The organism is Streptococcus sp. Marseille-Q5619 (genome assembly GCF_946901205.1).
Lineage (GTDB): Bacteria > Bacillota > Bacilli > Lactobacillales > Streptococcaceae > Streptococcus.
Map to the genome: position 1 here is coordinate 451,053 of NZ_CAMPPO010000002.1, position 24,206 is coordinate 475,258.

At 41.1% G+C, this 24,206-nt stretch carries 20 protein-coding genes and 2 pseudogenes; 7 read left to right on the plus strand and 15 right to left on the minus strand.

From position 1 onward, the window contains the following. Window positions 1-287 precede the first annotated feature (287 nt). Complete coding sequence (gene pflB, locus OC530_RS03220; RefSeq protein WP_020901544.1) at window positions 288-2,612, minus strand: formate C-acetyltransferase; 2,325 nt, start codon at window positions 2,610-2,612, stop codon at window positions 288-290. Window positions 2,613-2,851: 239 nt separating this feature from the next. Between pflB and dinB the strand changes: the two genes are divergently transcribed. Continuing rightward, window positions 2,852-3,913 carry a DNA polymerase IV gene (gene dinB, locus OC530_RS03225; RefSeq protein WP_262079445.1) on the plus strand — a complete coding sequence of 354 codons (1,062 nt, stop codon included), beginning with the start codon at window positions 2,852-2,854 and terminating at the stop codon, window positions 3,911-3,913. 137 nt (window positions 3,914-4,050) lie between these two features. Here the strand turns inward: dinB and OC530_RS03230 are convergent, their stop codons facing one another. Together OC530_RS03230 and OC530_RS03235 are read right to left on the minus strand one after the other, a co-directional pair. Next, complete coding sequence (locus OC530_RS03230; RefSeq protein WP_023945368.1) at window positions 4,051-4,896, minus strand: undecaprenyl-diphosphate phosphatase; 846 nt, start codon at window positions 4,894-4,896, stop codon at window positions 4,051-4,053. Between the two features lie 60 nt (window positions 4,897-4,956). Further along, entirely contained in the window at window positions 4,957-6,846 is a 1,890-nt protein-coding gene (locus tag OC530_RS03235) for a DUF2207 domain-containing protein (protein ID WP_262079449.1), read from the minus strand. Between the two features lie 138 nt (window positions 6,847-6,984). On the opposite strand from OC530_RS03235, the gene OC530_RS03240 reads away from it, so the two are divergent. Continuing rightward, window positions 6,985-8,550 carry an ABC transporter substrate-binding protein/permease gene (locus tag OC530_RS03240; protein WP_262079451.1) on the plus strand — a complete coding sequence of 522 codons (1,566 nt, stop codon included), beginning with the start codon at window positions 6,985-6,987 and terminating at the stop codon, window positions 8,548-8,550. Beyond that, window positions 8,550-9,290: an amino acid ABC transporter ATP-binding protein gene (locus OC530_RS03245; RefSeq protein WP_000189477.1), complete on the plus strand. Its 741-nt coding sequence runs from the start codon at window positions 8,550-8,552 to the stop codon at window positions 9,288-9,290. The genes OC530_RS03240 and OC530_RS03245 overlap by 1 nt, the downstream gene beginning before the upstream one ends. Window positions 9,291-9,396: 106 nt before the next feature. Here the strand turns inward: OC530_RS03245 and OC530_RS03250 are convergent, their stop codons facing one another. The 10 genes and pseudogenes from OC530_RS03250 to rpmB form a co-directional block, all read right to left on the minus strand. After that, entirely contained in the window at window positions 9,397-9,612 is a 216-nt protein-coding gene (locus OC530_RS03250; RefSeq protein WP_001130036.1) for a hypothetical protein, read from the minus strand. 106 nt (window positions 9,613-9,718) lie between these two features. Next, window positions 9,719-9,841, minus strand: a pseudogene (locus OC530_RS03255) (SPFH domain-containing protein); the annotation flags it as partial. Window positions 9,842-10,369: 528 nt separating this feature from the next. Next, a complete protein-coding gene (gene ilvA / locus OC530_RS03260) occupies window positions 10,370-11,620 on the minus strand; it encodes a threonine ammonia-lyase IlvA (protein ID WP_000952975.1) in 1,251 nt (416 codons plus the stop codon). A gap of 50 nt (window positions 11,621-11,670) precedes the next feature. Then, window positions 11,671-12,027: a ketol-acid reductoisomerase gene (locus tag OC530_RS03265; RefSeq protein WP_262079462.1), complete on the minus strand. Its 357-nt coding sequence runs from the start codon at window positions 12,025-12,027 to the stop codon at window positions 11,671-11,673. An 83-nt stretch (window positions 12,028-12,110) separates the two neighbouring features. Then, window positions 12,111-13,133 (minus strand): ketol-acid reductoisomerase, encoded by a 1,023-nt coding sequence (gene ilvC, locus OC530_RS03270; RefSeq protein WP_000290683.1) that lies wholly within the window; start codon window positions 13,131-13,133, stop codon window positions 12,111-12,113. A gap of 65 nt (window positions 13,134-13,198) precedes the next feature. Next, window positions 13,199-13,675: an acetolactate synthase small subunit gene (gene ilvN, locus OC530_RS03275; RefSeq protein ID WP_001253803.1), complete on the minus strand. Its 477-nt coding sequence runs from the start codon at window positions 13,673-13,675 to the stop codon at window positions 13,199-13,201. Continuing rightward, window positions 13,668-15,368: an acetolactate synthase large subunit gene (locus tag OC530_RS03280; protein ID WP_050244608.1), complete on the minus strand. Its 1,701-nt coding sequence runs from the start codon at window positions 15,366-15,368 to the stop codon at window positions 13,668-13,670. Before OC530_RS03280 ends, ilvN begins: the two co-directional genes overlap by 8 nt. Window positions 15,369-15,568: 200 nt before the next feature. Beyond that, window positions 15,569-17,236, minus strand: coding sequence for a DAK2 domain-containing protein (locus OC530_RS03285; protein WP_173233490.1), 1,668 nt, complete (start codon window positions 17,234-17,236; stop codon window positions 15,569-15,571). A gap of 2 nt (window positions 17,237-17,238) precedes the next feature. Then, window positions 17,239-17,604 (minus strand): Asp23/Gls24 family envelope stress response protein, encoded by a 366-nt coding sequence (locus OC530_RS03290; protein ID WP_050089938.1) that lies wholly within the window; start codon window positions 17,602-17,604, stop codon window positions 17,239-17,241. A 154-nt stretch (window positions 17,605-17,758) separates the two neighbouring features. Further along, a complete protein-coding gene (gene rpmB / locus OC530_RS03295) occupies window positions 17,759-17,947 on the minus strand; it encodes a 50S ribosomal protein L28 (RefSeq protein ID WP_001140948.1) in 189 nt (62 codons plus the stop codon). A 204-nt stretch (window positions 17,948-18,151) separates the two neighbouring features. Here rpmB and OC530_RS03300 point away from each other — a divergent pair. Then, window positions 18,152-18,313 (plus strand): annotated as a pseudogene (locus tag OC530_RS03300) (ISNCY family transposase); the annotation flags it as partial. Window positions 18,314-18,351: 38 nt separating this feature from the next. On the opposite strand, the gene OC530_RS03305 reads toward OC530_RS03300, so the two are convergent. Together OC530_RS03305 and OC530_RS03310 are read right to left on the minus strand one after the other, a co-directional pair. Beyond that, window positions 18,352-18,777: a glycosyltransferase gene (locus OC530_RS03305; protein WP_225904793.1), complete on the minus strand. Its 426-nt coding sequence runs from the start codon at window positions 18,775-18,777 to the stop codon at window positions 18,352-18,354. A 420-nt stretch (window positions 18,778-19,197) separates the two neighbouring features. Further along, complete coding sequence (locus OC530_RS03310; RefSeq protein WP_173218060.1) at window positions 19,198-20,742, minus strand: peptide chain release factor 3; 1,545 nt, start codon at window positions 20,740-20,742, stop codon at window positions 19,198-19,200. A gap of 212 nt (window positions 20,743-20,954) precedes the next feature. On the opposite strand from OC530_RS03310, the gene gatC reads away from it, so the two are divergent. From gatC to gatB, 3 genes are read left to right on the plus strand one after another with little or no spacing between them, the layout of a single operon-like run. Beyond that, window positions 20,955-21,257 carry an Asp-tRNA(Asn)/Glu-tRNA(Gln) amidotransferase subunit GatC gene (gene gatC, locus OC530_RS03315; protein ID WP_173233489.1) on the plus strand — a complete coding sequence of 101 codons (303 nt, stop codon included), beginning with the start codon at window positions 20,955-20,957 and terminating at the stop codon, window positions 21,255-21,257. Further along, entirely contained in the window at window positions 21,257-22,723 is a 1,467-nt protein-coding gene (gene gatA / locus OC530_RS03320; RefSeq protein WP_173217929.1) for an Asp-tRNA(Asn)/Glu-tRNA(Gln) amidotransferase subunit GatA, read from the plus strand. The genes gatC and gatA overlap by 1 nt, the downstream gene beginning before the upstream one ends. Beyond that, window positions 22,723-24,165 carry an Asp-tRNA(Asn)/Glu-tRNA(Gln) amidotransferase subunit GatB gene (gene gatB / locus OC530_RS03325; protein ID WP_173217931.1) on the plus strand — a complete coding sequence of 481 codons (1,443 nt, stop codon included), beginning with the start codon at window positions 22,723-22,725 and terminating at the stop codon, window positions 24,163-24,165. The genes gatA and gatB overlap by 1 nt, the downstream gene beginning before the upstream one ends. Window positions 24,166-24,206: the final 41 nt, after the last annotated feature.

Here is a 24,206-nt window from a genome sequence, read left to right on the forward strand (position 1 = left end):
TTTCATACTCTTCGAAAATAAAATTCAAACCACGTCAGCTTCGCCTTGCCGTATATGTGTGACTGACTTTGTCAGTCTTATCTACAACCTCAAAGCGGTGCTTTGAGCAACCTGCGGCTAGTTTGCTCTTTGATTTTCATTGAGTATCAAATACCTCCCGCAACTCAACAAGTATCTTTGAATCCCGGTCAGACATTTCAGTACCTGACTTAAGGAATTTAAGATCCCAAAAAACAACCCTCGGTCGACTGACCGAGGGTTCCTTATTTCATTATTCAAGAACTTGATTAGCTCAATGCATCCAAGGCGTCATCCATTGAAAGAACTTCGTGGAAGACACGTTGTGTCAATTCAGTTTTTTGTTCTGGAGTGAGGTATTTAGTGTTTACACAGTATCCAGAGATACGTACGATAACATCTTCACCTGACATGATCTTTTCGTAAACATCGTTCAAGTCCATAACGTTCAAGTTAACGTGTTGTCCACCGTTTTCAAAGTAACCATCAAGGATTGTTACCAAGTTATCAACTTGTTCGTCACGAGTCTTACCAAGAGCGCGAGGTGATACTTGTGTAGTCAATGAGATACCGTCAGCTGCGTAACTAAAGTCAAGGCTAGAAAGTGAGTTCAAGTTTTGCAACCAGCCACCTTTAGCTTTGTTAGATGGGTTAGCACCTGGTGAGAAGAATTCAAGTTTAGACAAGTTCACAGAACCATCTTCGTTGAGGTATACACCTTTGTGGACTGGTGAGTTACCAGTTTGTTTAGAGTAAGCAACGTTAGATGTGATTGTCAATAGTGATACAGTAGCTTCTGCGTCTTTGTAAAGTTTGTGGCTACGTAGACGAGTAGTATATGCTTCGATCAACCATTCTGCCAATTCGTTTGAACGTGGGTCATCTTCACCCCAACGTGGGTATTCACCGATTGTTTCGTAATCGTAGATATAGCCATTTTCATCACGGATTGGTTTAACTGTAGCATACTTGATAGCTGACAATGTATCAACAGTGTTAGCGAATCCACAGATACCGAATCCCATGTTTGCACGTTGTTTAGTTGGTAAGAAAGCCATTTGAACAGCTTCGTAGTTGTACTTGTCAGTCATGTAGTGGATGATGTTCAAAGCATCTACGTAAGTGTCAGTCAACCAGTCAAGAGATTTTTCAAAGTTTTCTTTAACGGATTCAAATTCAAGAACTTCGTCACGGATTGGTTCGATGTCAAATACTTTGTAGTCTTTGTGAACATCGTCATAACCACCGTTCAAACCAGTAAGAAGGGCTTTCAATACGTTTACACGCGCACCGAAGTACTGAATATTGTGGCGTTGTTCTTCATTTTCTGGGTCAAGTGGAGACACACAGCATGAGATACAGCTCATTTCACCATATCCGTCTTTAGCCATTGTTGTAACACCTTCGTATTGGATAGAAGAGTGTTTGTGGCTCATGTGCATACAGTAGCGACGGAAGTTGTATGGCAATTTATCAGTCCAAAGAACTGTCAAGTTTGGTTCTGGAGAGTTACCGATGTTGTCAAGAGTGTTCAAGAAACGGTAGTCCATCTTAGTAACACGGTGACGACCGTCGTTACCCATACCTGCCATAGAAGTTGTGATGAAAGTTGGGTCACCTGAGTACAATTGGTCGTAAGCTTTTGTACGAGCAAATTTAACTGTACGAAGTTTCATAACGAAATCATCAACGAATTCTTGGATTTCTGATTCAGTAAATGTACCACGAGCAAGGTCACGTTCTGCAAAGATGTCAAGTACAATTGGCACACGTCCTAGAGATGTAGCAGCACCGTTGATAACACGGCAGACAGACATGAAGGCGATGTTAACCCATTGGATTGCTTCTTTAACGTTCATCGCTGGTTTGCGAACGTCAACTCCGTAAAGGTCACCCAAGCGAACAACTTGTTGCAATGCTTGGTATTGAAGGTTGATTTCTTCACGAAGACGGATTGTTTCTTCATCGATTTCTTCGATTGCATTCCAGTCGTTTACTTTTTCTTGCATCAAGTAGTCTGCACCGTAAAGAGCAAGACGTGCGTAAACACCGATGATACGTCCGCGTGAGTATGCATCTGGAAGACCAGTTACAGTGTGTGCGTGACGAGCGCGACGAATGTTTGAAGTGTAAGCGCGGAAGATACCGTCGTTAACTGTTGTTACGTATTTAGTAAAGATTTCGTGAACAGCTGGGTCTGGTTCGTATCCATTTTCTTTCAAAGTAGTTTCAGCCATACGGATACCACCTTTTGGCATGAAGTTCAATTTGAAGAGTTCATCGTTTTGGATACCGAAGATAACTTCGTTTTCTTTGTCGATAAATCCTGCTGGAATATCAGCGATAGATGTTGGACGAGTGTCCATTGGGAAACGAGTTTCTTCGTAGTGAGCCTTAGTTTCCTCTACAATTTTTTTGATGTGAAGTGAACGTTCTGTTGGTCCAGCAAGGAAGCTTTCGTCTCCATCGTAAGGTGTGTAGTTAGCTTGTACAAAGCGTGATACACTTGCTTTTTCTTTCCAATCTACGCCTTTGAAGCCTTCCCAAGCTTTATCAAAAATATCTTGTGCTTCAACAACTGTCTTAACAACCATGTTAATGTCCTCTTTTTTCTTTCTAGTAACAGTCATCTGTTACATTCATGATACAAGTATACCATACAGTAATCGTTTTCAACAAGTGATAAATCCCTATTTTTACACTTTCTTTTCTAAAACAGTCTGCGTTTTATCCCAAACTGTATTATATTTTTGAAAAAATAAAGTCCTTTTTTCCTTTTTTCAGAAAAAAGGGTATAATAAAAGAAAATAAGCGGTAAAAAGGGGGGATAGGCATGTTGATTTTTCCTTTGTTAAATGATTTGTCAAGAAAAATCATCCATATTGACATGGACGCCTTTTTTGCTGCGGTAGAAATCAGGGATAATCCTAAACTCAGAGGAAAACCTGTCATTATCGGAAGCAACCCTCGGCAAACAGGTGGGCGTGGTGTCGTTTCCACTTGTAGCTATGAGGCGCGAGCTTTTGGTGTCCATTCAGCTATGAGCTCTAAGGAAGCCTATGAACGTTGTCCCCAGGCCGTCTTCATCTCAGGAAATTATGAGAAATACAAATCTGTAGGACTCCAGATCCGAGCTATTTTTAAGCGCTATACAGATTTAATAGAACCTATGAGCATTGACGAAGCCTATTTGGATGTAACAGAAAATAAACTCGGTATCAAGTCAGCGGTCAAAATCGCTCGCCTCATTCAAGAGGATATCTGGCAAGAACTCCATCTAACTGCTTCTGCTGGCGTTTCTTACAACAAATTCTTAGCTAAAATGGCCAGTGATTATCAAAAGCCACATGGTCTGACAGTGATTCTACCTGACCAGGCTGAGGACTTTCTAAAACAAATGGATATTTCCAAGTTTCATGGAGTAGGAAAAAAGACAGTGGAAAGACTTCATCAAATGGGTGTTTTTACCGGCGCTGATTTGCTTGAAGTCCCTGAAGTAACCCTAATAGACCGCTTTGGCAGACTGGGCTATGACCTTTATCGAAAGGCTCGTGGTATTCACAATTCCCCCGTCAAATCCAATCGCATCCGTAAATCAATCGGGAAGGAGAAAACCTACGGGAAGATTCTCCGTGCCGAGGAAGACATCAAAAAAGAGCTGACTCTCCTATCAGAACGAGTCGCTCTCAATCTCAATCAACAAGAAAAATCTGGAAAAATTGTCATTCTGAAAATCCGCTACGAGGACTTTTCAACTCTTACTAAACGAAAAAGTCTTTCTCAAAAAACACAGGATGCTAGCCAGATAAGCCAAATAGCCCTACAACTCTATGAAGAATTAAGCGAGAAAGAAAGAGGTGTCCGCCTGCTAGGGATTACCGTGACTGGATTTTAATACTCAATGAAAATCAAAGAGCAAACTAGAAAGCTAGCCGCAGGCTGTACTTGAGTACGGCAAGGCGAAGCTGACGTGGTTTGAAGAGATTTTCGAAGAGTATAAAACCTTGAAGAGTTGCCCCTTCAAGGTTTTTCTTATACAAATAAACGGACAAAACTGTAAAGTAGCAAAACACTACCAAGCACGATGCGGTATTTACCAAAAAGGGTAAAATCGTGTTTTTTCACATAGCTGGTCAAAAAGCGAATAGCCACCATACTAACTGCAAAAGCGACTCCCATCGCAACCAAGAGCAAGAACAATTGCCCAAAGCTCAGGAGCTGTCCTGCTTTTACAAATTTGAAAATCTTTAAGGCGCTAGCTCCAAACATAACAGGAATCCCTAGATAGAAGGTAAATTCTGTCACAACAGAACGACTGGTTCCATTTAACAAACCACCGACAATCGTTGCCCCAGAACGGCTAGTCCCTGGTAAAAGAGCAAGAACTTGGAAGAGTCCGATATAGAAGGCTGTCGTATAAGGAAGCTTGTCCAACTCTGTTACACTTGGTTCGATAGCACGCGCCTTATTGCGCTTTTCCAAATAAATAAAGGCAATCCCGTAGATAATCAACATGAGAGCAACAGAAACCATATTATGGAAGTGGGTATCAAACCAATCATCAAACTTAAAGACACCAAGTAAAGGTAAAGTAGCAATCAAGACCTTCAACCATAGTCTCCAAGTCTTACGAACTTCCTGCTTATCCTTAGTCGGTTTGAAAGGATTGAGCTTGTTAAAATAAATGACCATGACTGCTAAAATAGCGCCAAGCTGAATCACGACATTAAACATAGACATAAAGGCCTCATTCTGATTTTGGTATTGGATAAATTCCTCTGCTAAAATCAAGTGACCTGTACTGGAAATCGGCAACCATTCCGTAATTCCTTCAACAATACCGAAGAAGATAGATTTTAAAATTTCAATAAGATACATAGATTACTCCTTTTTCTATCTTCCATTATAGCATATTTTTTCAGCCAGTGATAGCTCTCTTTAAAAGGCGCCGATACTGCCGCCACCTCCGCCTCCAGAGAAGCCACCGCCAGAACTTCCACTTCCAGAAGATACGGAGTAGGTACTTGCTGTATTTGCGACACTAGCATAATGGCTCATTTGCGCGCTTGAATGATAAAACATACTGTGCCAGCCATAAGCTACATAGAGATTGATATCTGGATTTTCCACTTGAATCTGATGAACCTTCATCAAATGACTAACCTTGTCCGCATAGCCAAATAGGGTAGCATAGACCAAGAGGCGATTCCAGACCACAATACTTTCCAACTCAGCCTGATCCAATCGTGCAATCTCACGCAACATATTTTCAAAACTGGTCCAGAGATAGTATACTTCTGCTCCTGCTTCATTTAGGACACCATCACGATTATCTAATCGAAGCTTCCAATAATAGAAAACAGCCAAAACCAAACCTAGAAAACCAAGTATTGGCAAGAGGAGGTAAAGATAGCCATAAACATCCAAACTGTACAAGAACAAACCAAATCCGATAAATAGGGGCAGGATAGTCAAGGCACCCATACTCACTTGCAAGGCCTTTTCCCCACCAGTTAAAGGACGATAGTAATCCGGAAGCCCCCAGAAGGAAACTCGACTTCTCACTCCTTCTTGCATCTGGTTCAATACTTCTTCAAAAGAAGATTTGAGTTGAAGCCCTCTTGCTTGAATCCTTTTTTCATCAGAGACTTTTGCTCTACGATAAAGACTATCAGATACCTTGTAATCCGCAAACAAATTGGAAAGAGTTTCTTCTTTTTTGCCTGAAAAAGCCAAATTTAGACAGTCTTTCTCAAAGCTTGACAAACCATCTTCTTTTACTAGCCTCAATCCAACTGCATCTCCTTCTGAAATGATAGAGACATTCCCACGGTCTATCACATCTAGCAAGGTAGCTTGAATAAGTTGGTCAAAGGTGAATTTTCCAGCTCCTTTGGTTAGAGGGCTCACTTCCTCCAAGGAGGTCGAGTAGACAGCTTCTGATAAAACCATAGGCTCTAATTCCATTGGTGGTTCATAGAGACGATGATTTTTGGCATATTTGACTGAAGGAGTGGTCTTTCTTCTATAAATGACATAGAAGCAGACGCTCAATAACAAGGAAATGGAAAGTATCAAAGGAAACACCCAAGTGACGAGCTGCATACTCTGATCTTTTTCTCTAACAATCGAGTCTTCTATCTTATTAAACTCTTCTAAACGACTCCCTTTCAAGCCCTGATCCCTAGCGCTAGCAAAATCAGTTCGAGGCCAATAGGCATGCAATTCAACTCCACGCTTAGACGGAAGATTGTCTAAACGAATAGTATAATTAAGGTTACTATTTTCAACCGTTCCCTCTCTAAAGAGTTTCCCTGTATGGAAAAAGAGTTTTTCAGACCCCTTATCTCCCCTTACATGAAATTCAAACTTTCCAATAGTCCCTGAACTATCTGTTAAAGGTTGCCAATTTAATTCAGCAATGTCATCATATAGAAAAAGCAAATTTTTTAAGTTCCAGGTGAGGTCAACTTCAACTATGTCGCCTTCTTGACCTGGATTATAAATTTTAACAGTATAACCATCTGCTCCTTCTATCACTTCGCTCGTAACATCTATCAGTTCTGCACCGTTTTTCGCGGCCTGAACCTTTGGATGAGGATCAATGTCAAATCCACTAGGCATCTTGCCAGCACGTCCAAGTCCCACGATTTGGCCCTTAAAGTCCTCCTCAAACTGATAAACTATCTTTTGTCTAAATTCTGCCGTATTGTCTGCATGAATATACAAATCTCCTTGATAAGAGTTTATCTTGAAATCAATGGCAAAAACAGAGAGTGGCAGAAGGCAAAACAAGCCTAAAACAAATAAGAAAAAAGTTTTTTTCATCAACTAAGCCCCCTTTTTATCTTTGCTATCATTATATCATTTTTTCTCAAGTAAGGGCTTACCTGTATTGAAAAATAGAGTTTTTTTCGATAAAATAGGAGACAGTTATTTTTTAATAGATTAGAAATAGGAGAAATCATGAGAAAAATATACTTATCTATTTTCACAAGTCTCTTACTGATGCTGGGACTTGTCAATGTTGCCCAAGCCGATGAATATTTACGCATCGGGATGGAAGCAGCATATGCTCCCTTTAACTGGACTCAGGATGATGATAGCAATGGGGCTGTCAAAATCGATGGGACTAACCAGTATGCTAACGGATACGATGTTCAAATCGCCAAGAAAATCGCTAAGGATTTAGGGAAAGAACCTTTGGTTGTTAAAACAAAGTGGGAAGGTCTAGTTCCTGCCCTTACTTCTGGTAAGATTGACATGATTATCGCAGGTATGAGTCCAACTGCCGAACGCAAACAAGAAATTGCCTTTTCAAGCAGTTACTACACTAGCGAACCAGTTTTGCTTATCAAAAAAGATTCTGCCTACGCAAGTGCTAAATCTTTGGATGACTTTAATGGTGCGAAAATCACTTCTCAACAAGGTGTCTATCTTTATGACTTGATTGCACAAATCCCAGGTGCTAAAAAAGAAACTGCCATGGGAGACTTCGCTCAAATGCGCCAAGCACTTGAGGCTGGTGTTATCGATGCTTATGTTTCTGAACGCCCAGAAGCACTGACTGCTGAAGCTGCTAACTCTAAGTTCAAGATGGTTCAAGTAGAACCAGGTTTCAAAACTGGGGAAGAAGATACAGCTATCGCCATTGGACTTCGTAAAGATGACAATCGTATTAGCCAAATCAATGCCAGCATTGAAACCATTTCAAAAGACGACCAAGTTGCCTTGATGGATCGTATGATCAAGGAACAACCTGCCGAAGCTACAACAACTGAAGAGACTAGCAGTAGTTTCTTTAGCCAAGTCACTAAAATTCTTTCTGAAAACTGGCAACAACTCTTGCGTGGTGCTGGTATCACTCTTTTAATCTCTATCGTCGGAACCATCATAGGTCTCATTATCGGCCTTGCCATTGGTGTTTTCCGTACTGCTCCCCTCTCTGAAAATAAAGCTATCTACGGCCTACAAAAACTAGTCGGTTGGATCCTCAATGTCTATATCGAAATTTTCCGTGGTACACCAATGATTGTTCAATCGATGGTTATCTACTATGGAACTGCCCAAGCTTTCGGTATCAACCTTGACCGTACACTAGCTGCTATCTTCATCGTTTCAATCAACACCGGTGCCTACATGACTGAAATCGTCCGTGGTGGTATCCTGGCAGTTGACAAGGGACAATTTGAAGCTGCGACTGCTCTTGGTATGACTCATAACCAAACCATGCGTAAGATTGTCCTACCTCAGGTTGTCCGCAATATCCTACCAGCAACTGGTAATGAATTTGTCATCAATATCAAAGATACATCTGTATTGAACGTTATCTCTGTTGTCGAACTTTATTTCTCAGGAAATACCGTGGCAACACAAACCTATCAATACTTCCAGACATTTACAATCATCGCCGTGATTTACTTTGTCCTCACCTTCACCGTAACACGTATCCTACGCTTCATCGAATGCCGCATGGACATGGATACCTATACTACAGGTGCTAACCAAATGCAAACGGAGGATTTGAAATAATGACCCAAGCAATCCTTGAAATTAAACACCTCAAAAAATCCTATGGACAAAACGAAGTGCTAAAAGACATTTCTCTCACCGTCCATAAGGGAGAGGTAATCTCTATCATCGGAAGCTCTGGAAGCGGAAAATCAACCTTCCTACGCTCTATTAACCTACTTGAAACACCAACTGATGGACAAATCCTTTACCATGGACAAAACGTCCTCGAAAAAGGCTATGACCTCACGCAATACCGTGAAAAGTTGGGGATGGTTTTCCAATCCTTTAACCTCTTTGAAAATCTCAACGTGCTTGAAAACACAATTGTCGCTCAGACAACTGTTCTTAAACGCGAACGTACAGAAGCTGAAAAGATTGCCAAAGAAAACCTTGAAAAGGTCGGCATGGGAGAACGCTACTGGCAAGCGAAACCAAAACAACTCTCAGGTGGTCAAAAACAACGTGTAGCCATCGCTCGTGCCCTTTCCATGAATCCTGACGCCATTCTCTTTGATGAACCAACATCAGCTCTCGATCCAGAAATGGTTGGAGAGGTCCTCAAAATCATGCAGGATCTGGCTCAGGAAGGCTTGACTATGATTGTCGTAACCCACGAAATGGAATTCGCCCGTGATGTCTCTCACCGTGTTATCTTTATGGATAAAGGTGTGATTGCTGAAGAAGGTAAACCAGAAGACCTCTTCACCAATCCTAAAGAAGACCGTACAAAAGAGTTCCTTCAACGCTATCTCAAATAAAAAGAAAAGGCTGCATCAACTGTGCAGTCTTTTTGCTGTTCAAAATGAAAAGGCAGATTCTCTATCTCTACTACTTGAGGGTCAAGAATCCGCCGTTATCCAAAGATTAATCTTCAAATTTTTCATGATTTTTTTCATAGAAATCAATTAGGCCTAGGGCTGTTTCAAATGAAATATTTTTTACTTTTGCACGACCCTGCGCCAGAGCAATGATAGACATTTCACGCGCATTCGTTTCTTTAGAGATACGGTAGCCTGTGATTTTCTTATCACGAACCCAGCCAACAACTGATTCTACTTTTTCAAAGTTTGACTTAGCCATGTTTTTCTCCTATTTTCTTCTTTACAATATTTAATTGTATACGTTTTTACTACTTTTGTCAATAAAAAAACATATATTCAACGAAAATAATTAGTTCAGAATTTTCTTACTTCCTTTTTAAAACCGATAATATATAGGTTTTGCTAGCCTCTACACCATAAATATTTGCTAATAAAAATATTGTATTATTACCCTCTTGAGGTGCAAAATTATTCAAGCTTTTAAAAAATGCTTCCCTATTTCCGTAAGATAGCTTATTTCTTCGATTTAAGAACTGAAGATGACAGCCCTAACCTTTAGAAATCAAAGCCTTCACTAGCTCAAAAACTCCTATCTTTCTTCCTCAATAAATCATCTGATAGATAGTTATTCCTTATATTATTCAAACTCATCACGCATTTGGATATTGAGGTGCTAGCCTAAAACCAAACACCCGATTCTCTAAACCATCCTTAATAAAGATGACAAGACAGATAAGCTCAGTCAGTTGCTCATATATCCTTTTAATATGATATATTTGTCAGCAAAAAGAAAGCAAATCACATCTTAAAGACCGTGTGAGTTTACTTTTCAAAATAGATGGGAAATCAAAATGAAGGATGGAAATCTGAGCCAAACATCATAAGTGCTATAATGAACAGAAGTAAGAATTGCACGATAAGTTTCCTAAAACCATAGGAATCGCCCCCTTTCTTCATCTTCATTATAGCACCTATACATCAGTTGTGCAAATAATATGATATTTTTTTATTAGTCCTCAGACAAGCATATTATAAAGCGTTTCATTACCATTTAAGTTAATATAAGCCGGATCAAAACCTTCCATTCTACGGATTAAACCTGCATAATCATGCTTATCCGCTAAGGCGATTCCGATCAATACTGGACCTGTTCCCTTACTAGCTCGTTTGATGTACTCAAAACGTGTGATATCATCATTTGGCCCCAGGATATCATTTACAAATTCACGCAAAGCTCCTGGACGCTGTGGGAAGTTGACCACAAAATAATGCTTGATCCCATCATAAATCAAGGCACGCTCTTCCATTTCTGGCATACGGTTGATGTCATTATTCCCTCCAGAAATGATACAACAAATGGTTTTCCCCTTGATATATTCAGCTAAAACCTCTAGAGAGGCGATACTAGCTGCTCCAGCAGGTTCTGCAACAATCCCTTGTTTAGAGTAAAGGTCAATCAAGGTTTCAGAAATCAATCCCTCATCGACACCTACCAAAGTTTGAACATGTTGACGAGTTGCCTCATAGGTCAACTGTCCTACCTTTTGCACAGCAATCCCATCCGCAAATTTGTCAATTTCTTTGAGTTTGACTGGACCACCAGCTTCAAAAGCAGCCTTCATAGAACGCGCTCCATTAGCCTCTACCCCAATGACTTCAATCTCTGGACTTGTTTCCTTAATATAAGTAGAAACCCCAGCAATGAGACCACCACCTCCAACAGGAACTAAGACAGCATCAAAATCAATCGATTCTTTTCGAGCTTCTTCTAAAATCTCATAAGCAACAGTCCCTTGACCTGCTTGGACATGAGCATCATCAAAGGGATCAATAAAGGTACGATTTTCAGAGACTGTAAATTCTTGAGCTGCTTTAGCTGAGGCATCAAAGGTATCTCCAACTAGTTTAATAGTTACAAAATCCCCACCAAAAAAGCGAACTTGACCAATCTTTTGTTGCGGAGTAGTAATGGGCATAAAAATAGTAGCAGGAATTTTCATTTCATTACAGGTATAAGCTACTCCCTGCGCATGATTTCCCGCAGAGGCACAGACTACCCCACGCTCACGCTCTTCCTTGCTGAGCTGAGAAATAGCATAATAGGCACCACGAATTTTAAAAGAGCGAACACGCTGGGCATTTTCCTTTTTCAAATAAATCTTAGCACCATACTTCTCCGATAAATAATGGTCATAATCAAGCGGTGTATTCACAACCACACCGTTCAAGACCTTGTGAGCCTTGATAATATCTTTTGAACTTAACATATAAAACCTCTTTTTCTATAAAAAACAGTCACTAATGACTGTTTTTTTAGTTATTCATCTCCAAAAACTTCAGCAACACTTTCATGATATTTATGAGCCATACGAATTGAAAACTCTTTAGGAAGTTCATAACGATTTGTAGAAATCCAATCATATAACCATTCTGCCAAACTTTCTTCACTCTCATTACGATGGAAGATAAAATAGTTTAAAATTTCTTTATATTCTACATCATTCAAATCCAACGTGTCTACAAATTGACTACGAGGAACAAAATTAGAATCTAATTTTCTTAGTTGATCTGTCAATTCTCCCAATTGTAAATCCAACTGAAAAAATAATTTTTGCAGTTGCCTATCAGTTTCATCACATCCTGTCTTGATAGAAAACAAATTGGTAATATTCATATGATTTCAACTCCTAAATAAGTACATCTAATATCCCACGAATAGTTGAAGCTACTATTTTAGCAAAATTCTTTGCTTTCTAATTAGTTATAGATTTTAAATGCATCATCGTCGTTTTTACCAACGAATGGCATTGCTTTACGCAATTCTGCACCAACTTTTTCAATTTCAAGGTTAGCTGCTTGTTCACGGTAAGCAGTCAATTTTGGACGTCCAGCTTTATAGTCATTTACAAAGTCATTTGCAAATTTACCATTTTGGATGTCTGCCAAGACAGCCTTCATATTTTCTTTAACTTGTTCAGTGATTACACGTGGACCTGATACATAGTCACCGTATTCAGCAGTGTTTGAAATAGATTGACGCATTTTCTTGAATCCACCTTCGTAGATCAAATCAACGATCAATTTCATTTCGTGAAGAACTTCAAAGTAAGCCAATTCTGGAGCGTAACCTGCTTCTGTCAAGACTTCGAAACCTGCTTCGATAAGGGCAGTCAAACCACCACAAAGTACAGCTTGTTCACCAAACAAATCTTCTTCAGTTTCTTCTTTATATGTTGTTTCAAGAAGACCTACACGAGCTGCTCCAACACCTTTACACCAGTCCATAGCAATGTTTTTTGCATTTCCTGTTGCATCTTGGTATACTGCGTAAAGAGCTGGTACACCAAATCCTTCTTCGTAAGTACGGCGTACCAAGTGTCCTGGTCCTTTAGGAGCACACATAAAGACATCTACATCCGCAGGAACTTTGATAAACTCAAAGTGGATATTGAAACCATGAGCAAATCCAACTGCGTTTCCAGCTTCCAAGTTTGGAGCGATTTCTGCTTCGTACAATTCTTGTTGGATTTCGTCTGGTGCCAAAATCATGATAACGTCAGCCAATTTAGTAGCTTCTGCTACTGTGTAAGTGTCAAATCCATCTTCTTTTGCTTTATCAAAAGATTTACCTGGACGTACACCGATAATAACGTCACGACCTGAATCACGCAAGTTTTGAGCATGCGCATGTCCTTGTGAACCATAACCGATAACGGCAATTTTTTTACCGTCAAGTGCTGCTACTTTAACATCTTTTTCGTATTCCATTTGAACTGCCATAGTTTTTCTCTCTTTTCTATTATTTATTGCCTTTTAGGCTGGTTTAACAAATTTAAGTTGGATTTTTAATCGCGGGTAAATCCAGTTGCACCCGTACGAGCGATATTGCGAATACCGTATGGTCGAATGACTCGCAATAGAGCTTCACTCTTTTCAGCATTTCCTGTCATCTGAATGGTAATCGAGCTTGGCGCTACGTCTACCACTGTTGCACGGAAAGGTTGAATAATTGCTAGAATCTCAGCTCGCTTCTCAGCTGGTGCTGACATCTTAACCAAAATCACCTCACGCTCCAAATGAGGCTTGTCTGTAATATCTCGAATGCGAATCACATCAATCTGACGATTGAGTTGCTTGATGATTTGCTCCACTTCATCATGTGAAGCTACATCAATAATAATGGTGATGCGCGATACATTCGGATCTTCTGTTGCTCCAACAGAGATACTTTCGATATTGACCTGACGACGAGACAGAACGCCAGTAAAGCGATTGAGGACTCCTGATCGATTTTGTAGTTTTGCTGTTAACATTCTACGCATGGAACTTCACCCCCAACATCTCATGATTACTCTTACCAGCTGGCACCATTGGCAACACCTGCTCCTTACGAGAAATATCTACCTCGATTAGCATAGGAACATCCTCAGTGATGACTTCAAGGTCTTGAGCCAAGGTCTCAGGATTGTCAAACTTATAGTTTTTAATGCCATAAGCCTGTGCCATCAATTGGAAATCAGGAAGGGTATCAAAGACTGACTCTGACGTTCTACCTTCATAGAAGGATTCCTGCCATTGGCGAACCATTCCAAGCGAGTGGTTGTTCAGCATAACCACCTTGATTGGCACCTTGTAAATGTTCAAAATAGCCAATTCCTGGTTAGTCATTTGGAAACCACCATCCCCAACAAACAAGACAACTTCCTTATCTGGGTTGGCAATTTTAGCACCGATTGCTGCTGGAATTCCGAATCCCATGGTTCCTAAACCACCTGAAGTCACTAACTGACGTTCATTTTGGTAGGGATAATACTGAGCTGTCCACATTTGGTGTTGACCAACGTCTGTTACTACAATGGCATCTCCATTCGTCAATTCACCAATTCGTTCAATAACAGCTTGCGGCTGAACCACACGCTCTTTCTTATCATAAGAACGAACGCGGTTCTTATCTTTAGTGACTTTTTCAATCCATTTTTCAGTATTGTTATGAACTGTAGGTTCTGCCAGCAACATTTGCAAGGCTTTCTTAGCATCTCCAACTACTGGAATATCTGCACTGATAATCTTGCCAATCTCGGCTGGGTCAATATCAATGTGGGCAACCTTAGCATTCTTAGCAAAAGTCTTAGGATTTCCTGTCAAACGGTCATCAAAACGAGAGCCAATACTAATCATAAAGTCCGTCTCTGTCATGGCAATATTAGCTGCGAATGACCCGTGCATGCCTCCCATTCCAAGGAAGAGTGGATGACTCGTTGCAATCGTTCCTTGTCCCAAAAGACTGGTTACCACTGGAATTTGATATCGCTCTGCAAATTCATTTAGTTCCGCAGCAGCTTCAGCATAACTAATCCCACCACCAGCTAGCAAGACTGGCTTTTTAGCCTTGGATAATTGCTTCAAAATTTTCTTAATTTGCATATCATTTGGCTCAAGAGTTGGCTGATAGCTTGGCAAATTCACTTCTGGTGAATAGATGAAGTCTGTTTCCAAAGCAGATACGTCTTTAGGTAGATCAATTACAACTGGCCCTGGTCGACCTGTAGTTGCGATATGGACAGCTTCCGTAATGATTCGAGGGATATCAGCTGTCTCACGAACTTGGTAATTGTACTTAGTGATTGGCATGGTAATTCCCACAATGTCTGCCTCCTGAAAGGCATCCTTCCCAATCCCTGCTCGCGCCACCTGACCTGTAAAGACCAAAAGGGGAACGCTATCGCTCATGGCATCTGCAATCCCTGTAATGGCATTTGTTGCTCCCGGTCCGCTAGTGACGACGGCAACACCCAACTTTCCAGTTGATTTGGCATAACCTTCAGCTTCATGCAGACAACCTTGCTCATGGCGTCCTAGAATGTGGCGAATGCCTTTAAAATTATATATCGCATCATAAAAAGGCAAGACCGCACCACCAGGATAGCCAAAGATGGTATCAATTCCTAAATCACGAAGTGTTTCCAAAACTAGGTCAGACCCCGTCTTAGGAGATTCTAAACTGATTTTCTCCATTGTTCCCCTTTCTTTCCTCTTAAAAATAACTTGTTACTATCATACCATTTTTTCAAAATTTTTCAAGAGAAAAGAAGAAATTTTCTGAATTTTCTATTTTAACGTTTATTTATGAATGTTATTTTTGTTTTTATTAAAAAGATACCGATTTCATTTACTAAAAAAGAAAAAAGAACTGATTTCTCAGTCCTTTATTAATCTTATTCTACACTAAATAGGTATGGGTAAACAGGTTGTTGGCCTTGGTGAATCTCGACTTCAAGGTCTTCGAATTCTTCTGCGATTTCTTGAGCAATTTCATTGGCAAGTTCTTCGCTTCCGTCTTCACCGACATAGAAGGTTACGATTTCACTATCTTCATCCAACATATGTTTCAAGGTTTCTGTCAAGGTTTGGTGCATGTCAGGGTTTGACACGAGAATTTTCCCATCCACCATACCAAGATTATCGTTTTCATGGATTTCCAAACCATCAATGGTTGTATCACGTACAGCTGTTGTGACGCTTCCGCTAACGACATCGCTAAGAGCAGCTGTCATACGCTCTTGGTTTTCTTCGATGGACTTGCTTGGATCAAAAGCAAGAAGACTTGTCAAACCTTGAGGAAGAGTACGAGCTTCTACCACTACTGCTGGTTGCTCCAAAACTTCTGCTGCAGATTGAGCTGCCATGAAGATATTTTTGTTGTTTGGCAGGAAGATGATGTTACGAGCGTTGACCTGTTCAACAGCCTTGATAAAGTCTTCAGTTGAAGGGTTCATAGTTTGACCACCTTCGATAACATAATCCACACCTTGAGAACGGAAGATATCTGCTAGACCTTTACCAGCCACTACAGCAATCAAAGCATACTCTTTTTCTTCAGCAGGCTTGCTAACTTGAGTAGCTTCTTTCTCAACCTGTGCTTCGTGTTGGTTGCGCATATTGTCAACTTTTACCTTGACCAAGCTACCATATTTGAGTCCTTCTTGCATAACAAGTCCCGGATCTTCTGTATGAACATGGACTTTGACGATTTCATCATCATTGACAACGAGGAGAGAGTCTCCAAGCTCATTCAAGTAGTTACGGAATTCGTCGTAGTCAAAATCTTTAGCATAGGTTGGACCTTGTTTAAGAGCTACCATGATTTCAGTACAATAACCAAATGTGATGTCCTCAGTCGCTACATGACCAGCCACAGACTTATGATGCTCTGCATTGATCATCTCACTCATGTTGGCAGGAGTCGCTACAAAGTCCTCAGATGCAATATATTCGCCAGTAAGGGCTGAAAGGAAACCTTCGTAGATGAAGACCAACCCTTGACCACCTGAGTCCACAACGCCAACTTCCTTCAAGACTGGAAGCATGTCTGGCGTTTTAGCTAGAGCTGTTTTAGCACCTTCTAAAGCTGCACGCATGACTTCAACAGCGTCATCTGTTTGCTCAGCTTTTTTCTTAGCACCGATAGCAGCCCCACGAGAAACTGTCAAAATCGTTCCTTCAACTGGCTTCATCACTGCCTTATAGGCAACTTCCACACCTGATTGGAAGGCAAGGGCCAAGTCTTGACCTGTTAACTCGTCTTTATCCTTGATAGCTTGTGAAAATCCACGGAAAAGCTGAGATGTAATAACTCCTGAGTTCCCACGCGCACCCATCAAAAGACCTTTGGCAAGAATGCTCGCTACCTCGCCAACTGTAGAAGCTGGCTTGTCTGCAACTTCTTTGGCTCCATTTTCAATGGTCATCCCCATATTTGTCCCAGTATCTCCATCTGGAACTGGAAAGACGTTTAATGAATTGACATATTCAGCTTGCTTATTCAAGCGAGTTGATGCAGCCTGCACCATTTCTTGAAATAAGCTAGTAGTAATTTTTGACACGGTTATTCTCCTACAACTTTGATATTTTGAATGTAGACATTTACAGTCTGAGCAGTAATTCCAAGCTGGTTTTCCAAGCTAAAGGCAACACGCTCTTGAATGTTTTTTGACACTTCACTAATCTTTGTTCCGTAGCTCAACACGGTATACACATCAACTGCAATGCTGCCATCTTCGGCTGCCTTTACGACGACACCTTTGGAATAATTTTCCTTACCTAGAAGGGCTTGAAAATTATCTTTGAGGGCATTTTTACTAGCCATACCGACCACACCAAAAATCTCAGTTGTTGCACCGCCTACGACAGTTGCAATCACTTCATCTGTTAGTTCGATTTGACCATCTTTTGTATTGATTTTTACAGTCATCCTTTTTACCTCAACTAGTTGATACTCTATTTTATCATATTTCAGCCCGAGTGTAAAAGCAGAATAGTGTATCAGCGGATATTTACTCTGCTTTTAAAATGATTTTTTCACTCTGACAAAAGAAAAAGACCCTGAGGTCTCCTTACTTTTATTATTAAACGCGTTCAACTTTACCTGATTTCAAAGCACGAGCTGAAGCCCAAACTTTTTTAGGTTTACCATCGATAAGAACAGTAACTTTTTGAAGGTTTGGTTTTACGGCACGTTTTGTTTGGTTCATCGCGTGTGAACGGTTGTTTCCTGATACAGTCTTACGACCTGTAAAGTAACATACTTTAGCCATTTGTGTTTTCCTCCTATTAGATCTAATATAGCGGATGTGCTAGCACCACATACCGTACTATGTTATCACACTTTCTTCATTTTTGCAAGGGAATTGGAAGATTTTTTTATTTATTGTGATTCGAATGTGATAATGTCTTTAGTAAATCGAACGTGAAAATGTCTCATTTGATAGAATAGTCATATGAAAAGGATCCAACTAAATATGAATGAAACGAAAAAATATCTTGTGATAACAGCTATTGCCCAATGAAAAAAAACAAAGAAACGAGCCTGTGTCGAACTCAATCTTTCTGAAAGACAAATCAATCGTCTGCTACTGGCCTATCAACCGAAAGGAAAAGAATCCTTCAGACACGGAAACAGAGAATTGGAAGATTTTTTATTTGTGTCTTAAATCAGATCTTACGTGACATTTTCTGCTCTCCACATGTCATTGTTAATTAACAAAAAACCAGCATTGAAAATAGGTGTATAAAAATCATCTCTAACTGCTACTAAGGAGATGCCTGTCAAGTCCAAGTCCCACAGCTCATCTATCTGTTTTCTTACGATAATATCCGAGTCTAAATACAGTACACGAACCTCACTTACATACTTAGGGATAAAATACCTAAATAAGGGAGCGTAAGAAAGTCCCTCAAAAGGGAGACGATAACCTTTCAGAATCCTACTGTTAATCTGAACGTTCACAATCTCACTGTTCAAAGTTTCTAGTCTTTTCTCCATCACTTGGAACCATTCTCGTGGAAGATCATCATTAAAAATATAAAACTTCCGATTATCATGATGAACACAAAGAGATTTTATCGTAGTCTCAACTTTATTCATACTGAGCATTACCTGCGCCTAAGATAATCGCTTTTTTCTCTTCTTTCACTCTTTATCTCATTTCTTTTTATTCCCATCATATGTTTCTACGTAACCATTATTTTCGCCCATTCGTTCGTAAAACCATACCAGTGGAAATTTTAATTGAAGTCCCATTACGGTTTACGATTTTCACATTACGACACGAAGAGATGAAAACAATCTTTTTTCGCCGATGAGTTAGTAAGGCAATTAGCTAGGCAGCTTCCTTCCCATTATGACGGCAAAGCGTTTTGGTAAGGCTATCTTTTACACTACGACACTGAGTTTTACAAATCGATTCCATTTGTAAAACTCAGTTAGTGAGGCAGTTAGCTAGTTCGCCAAATAGCGACTAGCGTCCAACAATTTGGAACTTTAGTTCCAATTGTTGGTACTGAGTCACATTTTCTCTTCCAACTCTACATCTGGATACTTGTCTGCAAACCAACGGAGGGCAAAGTCATTTTCAAAGAGAAAGACTGGTTGGTCGAAACGGTCTTTGGCCAAGATATTTCGGCTTGACGACATGCGTTCATCCAAGTCCTCAGGCTTGATCCAACGAACGGTCTTTTTACCCATTGGGCTCATGACAACTTCTGCATTGTACTCGCCTTCCATGCGGTGTTTAAAGACTTCAAACTGGAGCTGACCAACAGCTCCCAGCATATACTCACCTGTTTGGTAATTCTTATAAAGCTGAATGGCACCTTCTTGCACCAATTGCTCGATTCCCTTGTGGAAAGATTTTTGCTTCATGACATTCTTAGCAGATACTTTCATGAAAATTTCAGGTGTAAAGGTTGGTAGGGGTTCAAATTCAAATTTGTTTTTGCCAACTGTCAAGGTATCTCCAACTTGATAAGTACCTGTATCGTAAACACCGATAATATCACCTGCTACAGCGTTGGTTACATTCTCACGACTTTCAGCCATGAACTGAGTGACATTCGAAAGTTTAGCCCCCTTACCAGTACGAGGCAGGTTGACACTCATGCCACGCTCAAATTCACCTGATACGATACGGACAAAGGCAATACGGTCACGGTGACGAGGGTCCATGTTGGCTTGGATTTTAAAGACAAATCCTGAGAAATCCTTGTCGTACGGATCCACAACTTCACCGTCTGTTTTCTTGTGTCCATGTGGTTCTGGAGCAAACTTAAGGAAAGTCTCAAGGAAGGTCTGAACACCAAAGTTTGTCAAAGCTGAACCGAAGAAGACAGGTGTCAATTCTCCAGCAAGGATAGCTTCCTCTGAAAACTCATTTCCAGCTTCATTTAAAAGCTCAATATCATCCTTGACTTGCTCGTAGAAAGGATTGCTACCAAAAAGCTTGTCCCCATCTTCAAGACTAGCAAAACGTTCATCCCCTTTATAGAGCTCCAAGCGTTGGTTATAGAGGTCATACAAGCCTTCAAAAGCTTTCCCCATCCCGATCGGCCAATTCATAGGGTAGCTAGCAATGCCCAAGACTTCTTCCAACTCTTGCAAGAGGTCTAGTGGCTCACGACCGTCACGGTCTAGCTTGTTCATAAAGGTAAAGACTGGAATACCACGGTGTTTGACAACCTCAAACAACTTCTTAGTTTGGGCCTCGATACCCTTGGCAGAGTCCACGACCATGACCGCAGCATCCACCGCCATCAAGGTACGATAAGTATCTTCTGAAAAGTCCTCATGCCCTGGCGTGTCGAGGATATTCACACGCTTGCCATCGTAGTCAAATTGCATCACAGATGAAGTAACCGAAATCCCACGTTGTTTCTCGATATCCATCCAGTCAGACTTGGCAAAAGTCCCTGTTTTCTTTCCTTTTACGGTACCAGCTTCACGAATCTCACCCCCAAAGTAAAGCAACTGCTCAGTGATGGTTGTTTTCCCTGCGTCTGGGTGGGAGATGATGGCAAAGGTACGACGTTTCTTAATTTCTTCTTGAATATTCATAATTTCTCTTTCTTTGATTCTCTATTTTTCTTGTTTCGATAGCTAAGAATGATTTTTACATTGGATTTTACCATTCCTTTCAACACTCCATTATATCGGATTTTAGCATTTTTTTCAATTTCTATTTCTTTTCACTTCCCCCTCCCTTATTTATAGGAAAATATGGTAAAATAGAACAGACTAAAAATCATCATTTCACGAAAGGATGCAAGATGAAAATTACGCAAGAAGAGGTAACACACGTTGCCAATCTTTCAAAATTAAGATTCTCCGAAGAAGAAACTGCTGCCTTTGCGACTACCTTGTCTAAAATTGTTGACATGGTTGAGTTACTGGCCGAAGTTGACACAACTGGTGTTGCACCTACTACAACCATGGCTAACCGCAAGACTGTACTCCGCCCTGATGTGGCCGAAGAAGGAACAGACCGCGATCGCTTGTTTAAAAACGTACCTGAAAAAGACAACTACTATATCAAGGTACCAGCTATCCTAGACGATGGAGGAGATGCCTAATGACTTTCAACAATAAAACCATTGAAGACTTGCACAATCTCCTTGTCTCTAAGGAAATTTCTGCAACAGAATTAACCCAAGCAACGCTTGAAGATATCAAGTCTCGAGAGACAGCTATCAACGCTTTTGTCACCATCGCTGAGGAGCAAGCCCTTGCGCAAGCTAAGGCTATTGATGAAGCTGGAATTGATGCTGATAATGTCCTCTCAGGGATTCCATTGGCTGTTAAGGATAACATCTCTACAGACGGTATTCTCACAACTGCAGCCTCAAAAATGCTCTACAACTATGAGCCAATCTTTGACGCAACAGCCGTTGCCAATGCAAAAGCTAAAGGCATGATTGTTGTTGGGAAAACCAACATGGACGAATTTGCCATGGGTGGTTCAGGCGAAACTTCTCACTATGGTGCCACTAAAAATGCTTGGGACCAGACCAAGGTTCCTGGTGGTTCATCAAGTGGTTCTGCTTCAGCCGTAGCCTCAGGACAAGTCCGCTTGTCACTAGGTTCTGATACTGGTGGTTCTATCCGCCAACCTGCTGCCTTCAACGGAATCGTTGGTCTCAAACCAACCTACGGAACAGTTTCACGTTTCGGTCTCATTGCCTTTGGTAGCTCATTAGACCAAATCGGACCTTTCGCACCAACTGTTAAGGAAAATGCCCTCTTGCTCAACGCTATTGCCAGCGAAGACGCTAAAGACTCTACTTCTGCTCCTGTCCGAATCGCCGACTTTACTTCAAAAATCGGTCAAGACATCAAGGGCATGAAAATTGCTTTACCTAAGGAATATCTAGGCGAAGGGATTGACCCAGAGGTTAAGGAAACCATTCTGAATGCAGCCAAACACTTTGAAAAATTGGGTGCTATCGTCGAAGAAGTCAGCCTTCCTCACTCTAAATACGGAGTTGCCGTATACTACATCATCGCTTCATCAGAAGCTTCATCAAACTTGCAACGTTTTGATGGTATCCGTTACGGCTACCGCGCAGAAGATGCGACTAATCTTGATGAAATCTATGTAAACAGCCGTAGCCAAGGTTTCGGTGAAGAAGTGAAACGCCGTATCATGCTAGGTACTTTCAGCCTTTCATCAGGTTACTACGATGCCTACTATAAGAAGGCTGGACAGGTCCGTACCCTCATCATTCAAGATTTCGAAAAAGTCTTCGCGGATTACGACTTGATTTTGGGTCCAACTGCTCCAAGTGTTGCCTATGACTTGGATTCACTCAACCACGACCCAGTTGCCATGTACTTGGCTGACCTCTTGACCATCCCAGTCAACTTGGCAGGACTTCCAGGGATTTCGATTCCTGCTGGATTCTCTCAAGGTCTACCTGTCGGTCTGCAATTGATTGGTCCTAAGTATTCTGAGGAAACTATTTACCAAGCTGCTGCTGCTTTTGAGGCGACAACAGACTACCACAAACAACAACCCGTGATTTTTGGAGGTGACAACTAATGAACTTTGAAACAGTCATTGGACTTGAAGTCCACGTAGAGCTCAACACCAATTCAAAAATCTTCTCACCTACTTCTGCCCACTTTGGAAATGACCAAAATGCCAACACTAACGTGATTGACTGGTCCTTCCCAGGAGTTCTGCCAGTTCTCAATAAAGGTGTTGTCGATGCCGGTATCAAGGCTGCTCTTGCCCTCAACATGGACATCCATAAAAAGATGCACTTTGACCGCAAGAACTACTTCTACCCTGATAATCCTAAAGCCTACCAAATTTCTCAGTTTGATGAGCCAATCGGTTATAACGGCTGGATTGAAGTCAAGCTAGAAGACGGTACGACTAAGAAAATCGGTATCGAACGTGCCCACCTAGAAGAAGACGCTGGTAAAAACACCCACGGTACAGACGGCTACTCTTACGTTGACCTCAACCGCCAAGGGGTGCCATTGATTGAGATTGTATCTGAAGCTGACATGCGTTCTCCTGAAGAAGCCTATGCTTATCTAACAGCCCTCAAGGAAGTTATCCAGTACGCTGGTATTTCTGATGTTAAGATGGAAGAAGGTTCGATGCGTGTGGATGCCAATATCTCTCTTCGCCCTTATGGTCAAGAGAAATTCGGTACCAAGACAGAGTTGAAAAACCTCAACTCCTTCTCAAACGTTCGTAAAGGTCTTGAATACGAAGTTCAACGCCAGGCTGAAATTCTTCGCTCAGGTGGTCAAATTCGCCAAGAAACACGCCGTTACGATGAAGCTAACAAAGCAACCATCCTCATGCGTGTCAAGGAAGGGGCTGCAGACTACCGCTACTTCCCAGAACCAGACCTACCTCTCTTTGAAATTTCAGACGAGTGGATCGAGGAAATGCGGACAGAGTTGCCAGAGTTTCCAAAAGAACGCCGTGCGCGTTATGTATCTGACCTTGGTTTATCAGACTACGATGCTAGCCAGTTGACTGCAAACAAAGTCACTTCTGATTTCTTTGAAAAAGCTGTGGCTCTCGGTGGCGATGCTAAACAAGTTTCTAACTGGCTTCAAGGAGAAGTCGCTCAATTCTTGAATGCTGAAGGCAAGACACTGGAACAAATCGAGTTGACACCAGAAAACTTGGTTGAAATGATTGCCATCATCGAAGACGGAACTATCTCATCTAAGATTGCCAAAAAAGTCTTTGTCCACCTAGCTAAAAATGGCGGTGGCGCGCGTGAATACGTGGAAAAAGCAGGCATGGTTCAAATCTCAGATTCTGAAATCCTGATCCCAATCATCCACCAAGTCTTTGCCGATAACGAAGCTGCTGTTGCCGACTTCAAGTCAGGCAAACGTAACGCAGACAAGGCCTTCACAGGATTCCTTATGAAAGCAACCAAAGGCCAAGCCAACCCACAAGTTGCCCTTAAACTACTTGCACAGGAATTAGCGAAGTTGAAAGAAGATTAATATGTAAAAGAAACCAGCCCTGAGGTTGGTTTTTTTCTCCC